The organism is Melioribacter sp. Ez-97 (assembly GCF_051488665.1).
Lineage (GTDB): Bacteria > Bacteroidota > Ignavibacteria > Ignavibacteriales > Melioribacteraceae > Melioribacter.
In genome coordinates this window covers 1-12914 of the sequence record NZ_JBPSEG010000002.1, presented here as the reverse complement: position 1 = coordinate 12914, position 12914 = coordinate 1, and the positions used below count along the sequence as shown (strand labels likewise).

The 12914-nt window shown below is 40.4% G+C and carries 12 protein-coding genes and 1 tRNA gene; 6 read left to right on the top strand and 7 right to left on the bottom strand.

All coding sequences use genetic code 11. The features are described from left to right. Positions 1–79: 79 nt before the first annotated feature. Entirely contained in the window at positions 80–1387 is a 1308-nt protein-coding gene (gene lat / locus ACSSWA_RS02345; protein WP_437354987.1) for an L-lysine 6-transaminase, read from the bottom strand. 285 nt (positions 1388–1672) lie between these two features. Here lat and ACSSWA_RS02340 point away from each other — a divergent pair, with 285 nt between their 5' ends. After that, positions 1673–2245, top strand: coding sequence for a hypothetical protein (locus ACSSWA_RS02340; RefSeq protein ID WP_437354986.1), 573 nt, complete (start codon positions 1673–1675; stop codon positions 2243–2245). 20 nt (positions 2246–2265) lie between these two features. Then, on the top strand, positions 2266–3795 hold the full coding sequence (gene amaB / locus ACSSWA_RS02335) for an L-piperidine-6-carboxylate dehydrogenase (protein WP_437354985.1): 1530 nt from the start codon (positions 2266–2268) through the stop codon (positions 3793–3795). 38 nt (positions 3796–3833) lie between these two features. Here amaB and ACSSWA_RS02330 read toward each other — a convergent pair whose 3' ends face one another. Further along, entirely contained in the window at positions 3834–5762 is a 1929-nt protein-coding gene (locus tag ACSSWA_RS02330; RefSeq protein ID WP_437354984.1) for a ComEA family DNA-binding protein, read from the bottom strand. A 1-nt stretch (position 5763) separates the two neighbouring features. Continuing rightward, positions 5764–6567 (bottom strand): hypothetical protein, encoded by an 804-nt coding sequence (locus tag ACSSWA_RS02325; protein ID WP_437354983.1) that lies wholly within the window; start codon positions 6565–6567, stop codon positions 5764–5766. Between the two features lie 66 nt (positions 6568–6633). Here ACSSWA_RS02325 and ACSSWA_RS02320 point away from each other — a divergent pair, with 66 nt between their 5' ends. Further along, entirely contained in the window at positions 6634–7527 is an 894-nt protein-coding gene (locus ACSSWA_RS02320) for a DUF4835 family protein (RefSeq protein ID WP_437354982.1), read from the top strand. A gap of 6 nt (positions 7528–7533) precedes the next feature. On the opposite strand, the gene ACSSWA_RS02315 is transcribed toward ACSSWA_RS02320, so the two are convergent. Together ACSSWA_RS02315 and ACSSWA_RS02310 are read right to left on the bottom strand one after the other, a co-directional pair. Then, positions 7534–8655 (bottom strand): hypothetical protein, encoded by a 1122-nt coding sequence (locus ACSSWA_RS02315; RefSeq protein ID WP_437354981.1) that lies wholly within the window; start codon positions 8653–8655, stop codon positions 7534–7536. A gap of 23 nt (positions 8656–8678) precedes the next feature. Continuing rightward, entirely contained in the window at positions 8679–9815 is a 1137-nt protein-coding gene (locus ACSSWA_RS02310) for an aminotransferase class I/II-fold pyridoxal phosphate-dependent enzyme (RefSeq protein ID WP_437355398.1), read from the bottom strand. A 150-nt stretch (positions 9816–9965) separates the two neighbouring features. On the opposite strand from ACSSWA_RS02310, the gene ACSSWA_RS02305 reads away from it, so the two are divergent. After that, complete coding sequence (locus ACSSWA_RS02305; protein ID WP_437354980.1) at positions 9966–10958, top strand: NAD-dependent epimerase/dehydratase family protein; 993 nt, start codon at positions 9966–9968, stop codon at positions 10956–10958. On the opposite strand, the gene ACSSWA_RS02300 is transcribed toward ACSSWA_RS02305, so the two are convergent. Continuing rightward, the gene (locus tag ACSSWA_RS02300; RefSeq protein ID WP_437354979.1) at positions 10889–11353 is read right to left on the bottom strand and encodes a GIY-YIG nuclease family protein; all 465 of its coding nucleotides are present in this window, start codon (positions 11351–11353) and stop codon (positions 10889–10891) included. The two genes, ACSSWA_RS02305 and ACSSWA_RS02300, sit on opposite strands and share 70 nt — an antisense overlap. Continuing rightward, complete coding sequence (locus ACSSWA_RS02295) at positions 11337–11741, bottom strand: c-type cytochrome (protein WP_437354978.1); 405 nt, start codon at positions 11739–11741, stop codon at positions 11337–11339. The genes ACSSWA_RS02300 and ACSSWA_RS02295 overlap by 17 nt, the downstream gene beginning before the upstream one ends. A gap of 109 nt (positions 11742–11850) precedes the next feature. Between ACSSWA_RS02295 and ACSSWA_RS02290 the strand changes: the two genes are divergently transcribed. Both ACSSWA_RS02290 and ACSSWA_RS02285 read left to right on the top strand, forming a co-directional pair. After that, positions 11851–11923: transfer RNA gene (locus ACSSWA_RS02290), tRNA-Ala, on the top strand. A gap of 708 nt (positions 11924–12631) precedes the next feature. Further along, the coding region (locus ACSSWA_RS02285; protein ID WP_437354977.1) for a hypothetical protein at positions 12632–12914 on the top strand (283 nt) is incomplete at its 3' end.

Below are 12914 nucleotides of genomic sequence, written 5' to 3'. Positions count from 1 at the left end.
GAACTGACTAAAAAGTAATCAATATAGACCGGGTCACGGACGATCGGCTTCAAGATGTATTACTTTTTAGTCAGTCTGTTTAAAGCGATGCAAGCGTCTCTTGGATAATTTTTATTCCTGCGTCAATATCGTTTTTGGTTACAATCAACGGCGGTCTGAAACGAACGGAGTTTGCTCCGCATCCGAGCATCAACATTCTTTTTTCGAACAGTTTTGCCAGGAATTTTTTCCGGATTTCCGGATCGGGCAGATCGAACGAACACATCAGTCCCAAACCGCGGGCTTGCGACACAAGATTTGGAAATTTGGTTTCCAACATTTTTAAATTATCGAGAAGATATTTGCCCGTTTCTTTTGCGTTCTCAACCAGATTTTCCTGAGCTATTATTTCGAGATATTTTCGCGAACGCGCCATATCTACTAAATTGCCTCCCCACGTAGAATTGATACGACTCGATTTTCTGAACACATTGTCTTCAACTTCGTCGATTCTGCCGGTCGACATAAATCCGCAAACCTGCGTTTTCTTACCGAATGAAATCATGTCGGGTTGAACGTAATGTTCGAACGCCCACATTTTGCCGGTTAATCCGATACCGGTTTGGACTTCGTCGAAAATAAGCATAATATCATTTTCGAATGTAATTTCGCGCAATTTTTCAAAAAATTCTTTTCTGAAGAAATTGTCGCCTCCTTCGCCCTGAACGGGTTCGATAATAAGAGCAGCGATATCGTCGGGGTTATTCTTTATGGCCGTATAAATTTGGTCGACTGCTTCCGCTTCCGCTTTGATTATTTTATCCAGATTTTCTTCAATAGGAGAAATGATTTTAGGATTCGGAATCCTCGGCCAATTGAATTTTGGGAAATAAGCTGTTTTGTTCGGATCGGTATTCGTCAATGAAAGCGTATAACCCGTTCTTCCGTGGAAAGCGTTTCTGAAATGAATTACCTGGCTCCCTTTTTCTTCTTTATAACCTTTTTGGAAATTCTTTTTGACTTTCCAGTCGAAAGCTGCTTTAAGAGCGTTTTCAACGGCAAGAGCTCCTCCGTCAATAAAAAAGAGGTGTTTGAAATCCGGCGGCAATGCGTATTTTGAGAAAGCTTCTACGAATTTTGCCATTTCGAGAGTGTAAATATCCGAATTCGACGGCTTGGTTAATGCCGCTCTTTGTAATTCTTTCAGAAATTCTTTGTCGAACAATTTGGGGTGATTCATGCCGACCGGAGAAGAAGCAAAAAAAGAATAAAAATCTAAAAATTCGTTGCCGTTCCTTTCGTCTACGATGCGGATTCCTTTGCTTTCGCTAAGATCGAGCAAAATGTCAAAACCGTCGATTAACATGTAACGGCGTAAAAATTCCAATGCGTTTTCTTTTGTAATCATTTTTCTTTCTCCCTGTTTTAAATTTGTTTAAGCGAGGAGGGAGAATGAATTTAAAAGACGTGCTCGAAGCGGGAAACCATGTAGTTTCGGAGTGTGTTTCTGCCAGTTAATTTTCTGAAGTTCTTCATCTTATGTCGAATATTAACGCCTCAATATATCGAATGAGCAACTCTTCATCAAGTATTCAAAAAAGATTTTTTGTTTCGCGGCGCGGCACAATTTTATTAAATTAGATAATGTAATTAAGGGGTGCGCGTAATCCCTTTTTGATTTATCGGAATAATAATGAATCTTTATAAAAACTACTTCAGTTATCTGAATTTATTAAGAGGGGGAATTTTAGTCGGCGTATTGTTCCTGATTAATTGCAGTGGCGACGATAAGAACGAATTATTAGATGACGATATGAAATTTGCGACAGTGACCGATTCGGTCGCAGGGTATCTTTACAACATACCTCCCGGATGGCGAGAAGAAACGCCCGCCGAAGTAAAGAGCATTTCGAAAAGCTTCAAGAATACCAGATTCAGAATAGTTCCGCACCGAATATTTTATAACGATTCGACTAATTCTATTTTGAGCGTTTCGCGCATTCTGTTTTCCGGAGGAAGCGGCGCCGACCTGAACCGGGAATTGTATCTGGATTATCTTAAAACAAGATTTAAAGGCAATGTAAATCGTTCCTTCATTAACGGACAAGAAGCAACGGAAATTAATATTGAATTGGGAAGCAATATCAACGAAAAGTATTTATTCGTTGACGAAGGAGAAATGATATTATTCGATTTTACGACAGGGATAGGAAATTCCAATAACGAATTTGATATCATCATAAACACCGTCAAAAAAATCCCATAAAAAAAGGGAGGAGAAAAATTATGGAATTCTTAAATCAATTATTGATTGGCGAAAAAAATAACGGAGCTTCCACGGGCATCGATTGGATGAAGACTAAAGGCGAAGAGCTCGATGTGGTTTCGCCGGTTGACGGCAAATTGATTTCGAAAGTTGCGCAGGCTGAAGAAGAAGAATACGACCGGGTTATTGAAAAAGCAGCGCAGGCTTTCAAATATTGGCGAACGGTACCGGCTCCAAAACGAGGCGAAATCGTAAGACAAATCGGCATTGAACTGAGAAAATATAAGGAGCCGCTCGGTAAATTGGTTTCTTACGAGATGGGAAAATCTCTGCAGGAAGGGCTGGGCGAAGTTCAGGAGATGATCGATATTTGCGATTTTGCGGTTGGATTGTCGAGACAGCTTTACGGTTTAACGATTGCCTCGGAAAGAGAAAAACACCGTATGTATGAACAATATCATCCGCTCGGAATCGTGGGTATAATTACGGCGTTTAATTTCCCCGTTGCAGTATGGGCGTGGAATGCAATGATTGCAACCGTATGCGGCGATGTCAATCTCTGGAAACCTTCATCCAAAACGCCGTTATCCGCAATTGCGGTGCAAAATATTTTGGCGAACGTTATTAAATCGAACAACCTGCCCGAAGGTATTTTCAATCTGATTATCGGCAAAGGCTCCGTTATCGGCAACAAATTATTGAGCGACGAACGGATTCCGTTGATTTCGCTTACGGGGTCGATTGCCGTCGGTAAAAGAGCCGCGGGCATAATTGCCGGACGATTCGGGCGTTCCATACTCGAACTGGGCGGCAACAATGCAATCATTATAACTCCAAACGCCGACCTTAACCTTGCAATTCCCGCTGTTGTTTTCGGTGCGGTTGGAACCGCAGGACAGAGATGCACGACCACTCGAAGACTTATTGTGCACGAGGACGTTTACGAAAAAGTAAAAGAATCTTTGATAACCGCATATAAAAGTTTGAAAATAGGGAATCCCCTGGACGAGAAAAATCATGTCGGACCTCTTATCGATAAAGCCGCCGTTGAAGATTTCAAAAGCGCTCTTAAACAGGTCGTAGAAGAAGGCGGAAAGATTTTATACGGAGGCGACGTCCTTTCGGGCAGCGGGTACGAATCGGGATGCTATGTTGTTCCGGCAATAGTCGAAGCCGAAAATCATTATAAGATTGTACAGGAGGAAACATTTGCTCCAATTCTGTATCTCATTAAGTATTCCGGCGAAGTTCAAAATGCGATTAATATACAGAACGACGTGGTGCAGGGACTATCTTCGTCAATATTTACGAATAATTTGAGAGAAGCCGAAGAATTTCTTTCACCCTGGGGAAGCGACTGCGGAATTGCAAATGTGAATATCGGCACTTCTGGAGCGGAAATCGGAGGAGCTTTCGGAGGAGAAAAACACACCGGCGGCGGTCGCGAATCGGGCTCGGACGCCTGGAAATTTTATATGCGCAGACAAACCAATACAATTAACTACGGCGCTAAACTTCCGCTCGCCCAGGGAATTAAATTCGAAATCTGAATCCGGAGCGTTCCGGCGCCAAACAGCCGGGACGCTTTTTATTTCATTGCATAGTCAATTTGAAATGATATTCTGTTGTCAATGCTGCCGCCAATTTCGGAATATCCGCTTCCCAGTTTTTCCTCAAACGGCTTATACAATTCCGAATATTTTAACGATATCGAAAATTGTCTGATTGCATACTTAATTAAGAAGTACCATTTTATTCCTTCCCCGTAAATCAATCCGTTGGTCAATAAACCCTCCAGATCGTTTTCATAAACGTAAAGTCTGGTATCGTAAGAATCGGTATCGAAAAACACTATCCTGGCGTATGCGGCTAAATTATCAAACGGTTTGTAGAGCGCATCCTGATATATTAAAAATCCTCTTTCTTTTTTTGAAGAACTGGAAAATCTTACATATTCAAAGCGGGTTTTAAGCCTGACTTTGTCCTTAAAATAATTGATTAGCTCTATTCTGCAGCGTTTACGATTTTGCAAATCCAAATAAGGATATGTTTCGTCGTTCGAAAGCTTTTCGTTTGATTCGTTTTTATATAATAATTTTATGCTGCTCGTCTTATTAAGTCTGAATTTATAAGCTGCCAGAAAATCTTGTCCTTTCGACGGAAAATTATTATTAACGTTCGGGAAGTAGTAGATGTCATAATAAACCGAGAATAAACCGTAGTTAGTGTTCAGTTCAATGGAACTGTAAAAACCTTTTTCGTTTGTTGATTTAGTTTTCTCGCCGAATGAATTGCCCGTTATGGAATAAAAATCGGGAGAATAGTTCCGGTATGAAAATCCTAATTTTATATTTTCGACCGGAGTTAAAACGGCGGAAGTAATTGAAGATAAATAATTTTTGAAAAAGGCGGTTTCGCCGCTTACATTTAGGAGCGAATTTCCGTAAGCAAAATTTACGGAGAGATTTTTTGCATGTCGCGAATCGAGCAGCGCTATATCTTTGTCGTAATTATATGAAACCGCAGTTAAGCCGACAGATAAATCTTGCAAAGGATTAAATTTAATAAGCGCGCCGTATGTAAATTCTTTTGCATTCGAATTGGCGTCAAGTTCATTCGTCGATCGATGGTAGCCGTCGTTCCTGAATGATTTGATGTTGCCGTTTGAATCGAGGGAAGCGTCAAGCTTTCTAAAAGATACGAAAGGAGTAAATTCGATAATACCGGAAGAAAGACTCGCCGTTAGACCGGATAAATAACCGTATTCTCCCGAACTTTTGTAAGGTCTGATTCTGTTCCTGAAATTTGAAATGGGAATTATTACTTCGCTCCCTTTGCGATAATTATAAGGAGACCACAAAATCAAACCGCATCCCGATTCGACTATATAATTGCCGATGATAATTTTATTCAAAAAAGTTTTTGTATTAATCTGCATAAATCCGGAAATAAAATCGGTATAGCTCTTTTCGCCGGGGTCTTTTTCGGTTAATATTCCGGCGCTGATATAATCGCCGTAATAAAGTATGCGGTTGTAAGATTTCAGTCTGTTGCCGGCAAATTTGTTTTCGGCGTAAGCCCTGCGGAGCTGAAGGTCTCTTTGAATTCTCGAGCGGAGAGTGATTTTTGAATAAGAAAAAATATTCTCGGATTGCGCTGCAGGCGCGATAGCAATGAAATGTGAAATCCACCTTGCAATCTTATCGTTCAATTCCGGCACAAGAAAGAGTTCGTTTTTGTTATCGAAACTTCCGTGAGATTCTCTGTATCGAATAATAGCGTCGGCTCTGCGATTGTCGAGCAAAGGTATTCTTAGAAGGTCTTCATGAGATGCATTGTTGATATCGATCGGATTGTCGAGCAGTTCTTCGATTTCGTCTATAATATCCGATTCCTCTACTTCGCCCAAGTTATCTTCGAGTAATTGCGACATTATTTCTTCATAAGTTGTGTCCGCTTGAGCGTTCGCTTCGGACATAAGCAAAAGCGATATCAATATTATAGTAATGCGCTTCATTTTAATCCGCTCTTATAATGATATCGAATTGATGCGAAAAGCCGAGTTCGAAATGCGAATTGACGCTGTAACCAAGTTCGAAAGAATTGTAAATAATTCCGATTCCGCCGCTGTATGTTTCCGGAAAATCCGAAATACCCGCCCTCAGATTCAGAAATTCCGCCATATTGTATTCGACGCCGTATTGCAGAGCCGGTTTGTATCCGATTTCTTTGTATAAGCTTGCGTAAAGATTAACCTCGTCGATAATTTTATAGAAAATACCGGCGCAAAAAACTGTTGGGAATTGATTTTCGAAATCGCCAATTGATGTCCTTGTTATGTTTTTTACGAATACGCCGGTATTAATTTTTTCGTTTAATCGGGCGATCAGTCCGATGTCCGCAAAAAAGAAATTTCGCGAACCGTAATTGGCAATGGAGATATTCTGCATAGAAAAATTTATACCCGCGGAAAAATATTCATAAAAGCCGAAAGCAATTCCGGTTTGTATCATTTTCACATTGTAGAGCTCGAAACCGTATTTCATAAAACCGGCAGAAAACGCAGCAAACGAAGCCGGTTGAACAAAAGCCGCATAAAGAGTAGCCAGTTCTTTCATTTCGAAAGGGGAAGGCGAGTAGAAAAAGCCGATTTGTCTTGAATCGCTTAAAGCCGCCGAAGCGGGATTATAAAAAATTGCAAACGGATCGCGGCAGCTGATTATGTCCGATGAATTTAATGCGGTTCTGCGGGCGCCTGCGCCGGATTGCGCGAAACAATTTACTGCAATCAGGAGTAGAAGAATCAAATTGACTTTCTTCATCGTTCATCCGTGATTGTATAAAATTATTTAATTATTTATCTTGCTATAAAATTTGCAGGAAGAAAAATGAAAAAACTAATATTCGTAATTGTCGCCTTATTAATAACAACAATAAAAGCACAGGAATTGGATGCTACAGTTGCGGTGAATTATGAACAGCTGCCCGTTGCTGCAAAGGAAAGGTTAATAAATTTTCAAAGTCAGGTGGAAAGTTACTTAAACAATACCAAATTTACCACAGAAAATTGGGGCGATTATAAAATTAAATGCGGATTCAATATTTTCTTCCTTAAAGCCGCAGACGACGAAACCACCTATAAAGCTCAGGTAGTGATTACAAGCCAACGACCGATAGAAAATTCGGAACGAAATACGTTGATGTTGAATATCTTCGACAATGCATGGAGTTTTACGTACGAAAAAAATCAGGCGCTCTATTTCAATCAGTCGGATTTTAACCCGCTCGTCAGCTTCCTCGATTATTATGCTTATGTAATAATCGGATTTGACAGCGATTCGTACGATAAACTTGCCGGCACTCCTTACTTTTCGAAAGCGCTGGATATTGCTATCCGGGGGATTAATACCGCTTATATGGAAGGCTGGGAATCGAAAAGCACTCTTTACAGCCGCAGGGGACTGGTAGAAAACTTAATGAACGCCAAATACCAACAGTTCAGAATGGATTATTACGATTATCATTATAACGGTCTGGACTTGTTGAATTCTGAACCGGAAACTGCCTACAAAAACATAGTAAAACTGATAAAAAATCTGGATAGAGTTAAAGATCAATTGGATCCGAGAAGTCCGCTTTTGAAAGTGTTTTTCGACGCCAAAGCTGGCGAGATTGCCGAACTGCTTAAAAATTATCCTGATAACACACCCTTATTCGAAGCGCTCAAGAAAATCGACCCGCCTCACATTTCCAAATACGACGAGGCTATGAAAGTCGATTAAACCGAGCTAAATAGGGATATCGTAAATACGGTATTTTTTATAAAGCTCGCCGTTCATAACGTGAGCGCCGCGGTTCATCATTTCATTGTCTTCGAGAATCCAGCTGGCTTCTCCGAGATAAATCCCCAGTTCCGCAGCGCGGTTAACGATTTCCCAATAGAATACCGAATCGAGACCTCTTTTTTGGTATTCGGGTATTATACCCAGAGTTATAATTCTGCACCAGTTGATTTTTTTCCGCTGAGTAAAAAGCTTGATGAAATTGAACGGGAGCAGTTTGCCGTTCATATCTTTGATTATCTGATTGTAATCGAGCATAACAAGCGCAAAGCCCACGAGTTTGTTGTCGATCTCGCCGAACAGCACCAATGACGGTTCAACCAAAGGTTTCAAATCTTTTGCCATAGCGTCGATTTCTTTTTCCGTCATCGGAATAAATCCCCAGTTGGGAGCCCAGGCTTTATTGTAAACGTACTTAACCTTGTCCAATTCCGTTTTGAAGTTCTTCATATTCAACTGGGTTATCTTAATGTTAGAGCGTTTGCGGGCTATTTCGGCTACTCTTCTCAATTTATCGGAAGAAACGACTTTGTCGTGTTCTAATTTATATGCGTACAGATCTTTTGCTTTTTTGAAACCGTAGTTGTCGCAGAGCTCCAGATAATAGCGCGGATTGTAAGTCATTAAAATACGCGGAGTATCTTCGAATCCGTCAATCAGCATTCCCCATTCATCGTTCGAAGAAGGATTGGCGGGACCTCTCATCGTATCGAATCCTCTTGCTTTGAGCCATTCTTTTGCGGCGTCGAATAATTTATTGGCAACCGCCTGATCGTTAATCGATTCGAAAAATCCCCAGAATCCGACTTTGTCATTGTGATATTGATTGTGTAACTGATTGCTGATTGCCGCAATTCTACCTACAGTCTTGCCGTTTTTTTCTGCCAGGAAAAGTTCCATATCGGCGTGTTCAAAGAACGGATTTTTTTTCTTGTCCAGAATTTTTTTCTTGTCGTATATAAGAGGCGGAACCCAGTAGGGATCTCCTTTATAAATTTCCCACGGAAATTTGAGAAATGTCATTAAATCCTTTTTGGATTTTACCGTTCTGATTGTTATGTCCGGCATTGAAGATACTCCGCGATAAATTTTTAGATTATTCCCAGTTCTTTTCCTACTTTCTTAAATGTATTTATAATATAATCGAGATGCTCTTCTTCGTGAGTCGACATATAGCTTGTTCGCATCATTTGTCTGCCCTGAGGCACGCCCGGTGAAATAAACACATTGACGAAAACGCCTTCGTCGAACAAACGGCGCCACATTTGGAATGCCAGCGCGTCGTCTCCGACAATAACGGGCACTATTGCCGTTCTGCCTTCCAGCACGTTGAATCCAGCCTCAATTAATTCGGTTCGCACTTTGTTTGCATTGTCGATCAATTTCTGTACTCGCCAGGGTTCGGCTTCGAGAATATCCAGCGCAGCAAGAGCGGCTGCAACGGAAGCCGGAGTGGGAGACGCGCTGAAAATTAATGCCGGCGAATGATGCTTAAGGTAATTGATAACCCGTTCTTTTCCGGCTACAAAACCGCCGAGCGATGCAAATGTTTTGCTGAAAGTTCCCATTGTAAGGTCGACTTCCTCTTCGAGATTGAATTCGCTCGCGGTTCCTCTTCCGCCTTTGCCTATTACACCGACTGCATGAGCGTCGTCGATTAGCAAACGGGCATTGTATTTTTTTGCAAGATCTACGAGAGTAGGCAGGTCTACAATTTCGCCGCCCGTGCTGAAAACGCCGTCGCTAACGATTAACTTGCCCGCTTCCACGGGTATCTTTTTCAACACTCTTTCGAGGTCGTTCATGTCGTTGTGTTTATAGCGCACCAGTTCTGCAGTAGCGCCCCGAGCCATAATTTGACCTGCGACTATACATGCGTGGTTGTCTTTATCGGAGACCACGTATTCGCCGCGCTGTACCAGAGTTGCAATCACCCCCTGAGCCGTTTGGTAGCCGGTGCTGTACAACAATACCGCTTCCGTTCCAAAAAACTTTGCCAATCTCTCTTCCAGTTCCACATGTAAATCGAGCGTTCCGGTAAGATATCTTGAACCGGAACATCCCGTACCATACTTTTCAACTGCTTTAATAGCCGCTTCTTTTACTTTCGGATGAGCGGTTAATCCTAAATAGTTATTTGAACCCGCCATCACAATTTTTCTGCCTTCGATTTGAACGACAGGTCCTTCGTTTTCTTCGATTGGTCTGAAGTAGGGATAAACACCCATTGCTTTAACTTCGTCCGCCCGGGTGAAATCGTAACATTTTTTGAATAGATCTACCAAAATACCTCCGAATTTTATTTGTATTTTAATCTTGCTTATATTTAGTAATAACTTTTCAATTAACTTAAACAATATAAAGAATTATTTAACACTATGGAATCGAAAATTACATCTGTGGTTACCGGCGCTTCCGGTTTCGTGGGGAGCCACCTCGTAGATTATTTATTGGCTAAAGGTCACAAAGTTAAATGTATTTTAAGGGAAACGAGTTCGAGAAAATGGCTCGAAAACAAACCTGTTGAAATTTATACGACGGGATTATTCGATAAAGAAGGATTGAAGGAAGTTTTAAAAGACGCCGACTATTTGTTCCATATAGCAGGCGTCGTAAAGTCAAAAACAGAAGAAGGATATTTCAAAGGGAATGTTGAAACCACACGAAATTTGCTCGACGTTCTGGTTGAAGTAAATCCTTCGATTAAGAGAGTTGTAATCTCAAGCAGTCAAACCGCATGCGGACCGTCTCTCGACGGTAAACCCGTAAATGAAGAAACTCCCGAGCATCCGATTACAACTTACGGAAGAAGCAAGCTCGAACAGGAGAGAGTCGCCAAAAGTTATATGGACAAACTTCCGATCACTATTGTAAGACTGCCTGCGGTTTACGGCGAAAGGGATACGGAAATTTATCAGGTCTTTAAAACCTACAAAATGGGATTAATGACGCTCGTTGGATTCGACAACAAAAAATTAAATCTGATTCACGTGGCAGACGCAGTCGAAGGCATTTATCTGGCGGCAGTAAGCGATAAATCCAGAGGACAAATTTATTTCATCGCATCCGAAAAAATATACGACTGGAACGAAATAAGCCGGGCAATTAAGAAAGCATTCGGAAGAGGAGCATTGAAAATTAGAATTCCTCATTTTCTCGTTTATGCGGTTGCGGCGGTAGCGGAATTTTTTGCGCTCTTCAGCAATAAAGCTGCTACGTTCAATCTGGAAAAAGCAAGGGATTTTGTTCAGCCCGCCTGGACGTGCGACGTGTCGAAAGCAGTAAAAGAACTGGGCTTCCGTCAAAAAGTATCGTTGGAAGAGGGAATGAAACGCGCTATCGATTGGTACCGCGAAATGAAATGGCTATAATCGAGCGGCGCTTCCGAATAGAGCAAGTGCGAATCGCATCGGTTACAGTCTGAATTTCCAAAACCGGGCGCGGCCGGAATCAAACCGAATTTTTCGATCAGATCTGCGACCAGATCGCATTCGAATTCTTTGCCGCAATTATTGAAATAAAATATTTTTCCGATATTGAAGCGGCTCGTTAAATAATCGATATGCCAATAAATGTTCTTGTTCTTTTTCAGATGTCGTTCGAGTCGTTTGCGCATATTCTTCTGCGCGCTGCCCGCATAATAATAAAATCCTTTCGGAAATTTACGACCTTCGTATTTCTTTATTTCCGTATAAAAGTCGTCCGGGACAACAATTTCGAGCAGATAAATACCGGAATCGGAAACCTGGTCAGTTATTTTTGGCACCTTCTTTAACCCAGGTTCTTATTGCGCGTATCTGGTCGTCTGTCAAAGGCCAATATCCCAGAGGCGGCATCGGATTAACTGTTCTGCCTTCCACGGCAAGAACGAGCCGGCTGTTGTCAGGATATCCGGGCGCTACCACCAAAAAATTTGCCGTTGTATTTGCGTGCGACGTAAGGCTCAAGCCGCCTGCCAGATCGGCGTCGTTATGGCATCCCGAATAACTGCATTTGGCGTCGAATACCGGTTGTATATGTTCTGAATAGCTGATATTCGACTGGGGAATGGGGCGCGAATCGAGTTCGCTTTGATTTATTGTATCGTCGCAGGAATAAAAAACTATCGACGCGGAAACGATCAACAGGAATGACGATATTAATTTGCTCTTCATAATCTTCTGTTTTTTGTTTATAAAGATATTTTTATAAAAAGAATTTAACAAATCGAAATAAACTCTTTGTGGAAAAAGAAAAGATTTATATCTTTGCGTATTGAAATACGGGGCTGTAGCTCAGTTGGGAGAGCGTCTGAATGGCATTCAGAAGGTCAGGGGTTCGAATCCCCTCAGCTCCACAACATTAACTTATTGTAATACAATAATTTAGAAGCGGTTTTTATTAAAGCCGCTTTTTTTATTATTATCAGTTTGGATAGTATTTTGGATAGTTTTTCATTTAAATTTTGTCCGCTCGTCTATTTGACGTCTTAATTGTTCGATTGCAGTATAATAAAATGCGCTTTATTTCATTTGTTTGGCAATGTAACTTTCCTTTGTTACTTTTTTACAATTCGTTATCCAATAACAATGCCCCGGCATCTTAGGATATCGTTTGGTAGCAATCGTTTTGTGAAGAAATTTCAAATAATGGTTTTCATTAATCTTTCCTGAAGAATATAATATCTTAATCCCACTCTTTTATAATTTTCTTCCCGCAATTCTAATCACATTAATTCTCACGGTTTTATTGATTCCTCAGTTTTCCTTTAATTTGGAAAAATCATCTAAACCTCTGTTTACATGCTCGAACAACATTTTCATTTCCCTTGCATACAGAATATTTTTGTATGGCATCTAACTCAGTTGACCTTTCCTTTGTACGCTTACTAAAGTGGTCATAATACCAAAAGCACAATTTCCCTTTTGTTCTTGACAATTTCTCATACAATATTCCATTCAGCAAATAGGTTGAGGAGCCTTTGAATTAATTAATTTATAACGCTACTTAAAAAATAGTTATTACATCCGATAATTAATCGGGAATCTTTTAATATGGAGATGCTATGAAAATTAGCTTAAAAATGCAGTTTTTTATAGCTGCAATAATTATCGGAATTCTTATCCTATTTATTTTCTTAAATGTAAACTCATTCACAAAAGAGATAAATATATTAGTACAACAAAATGATATAAATAGCATTAAAACTGCCATTCAAGATTATTCACTAAGATTAAATTTATTTTTTATAGCTACTGCATTTGCAGCTTTTTGTCTGGCATTATTTTTTATCTTTACAATTCTATCAAAAGTAAGCAGATTAAAATTACAACTTCATAAGTTAGCTT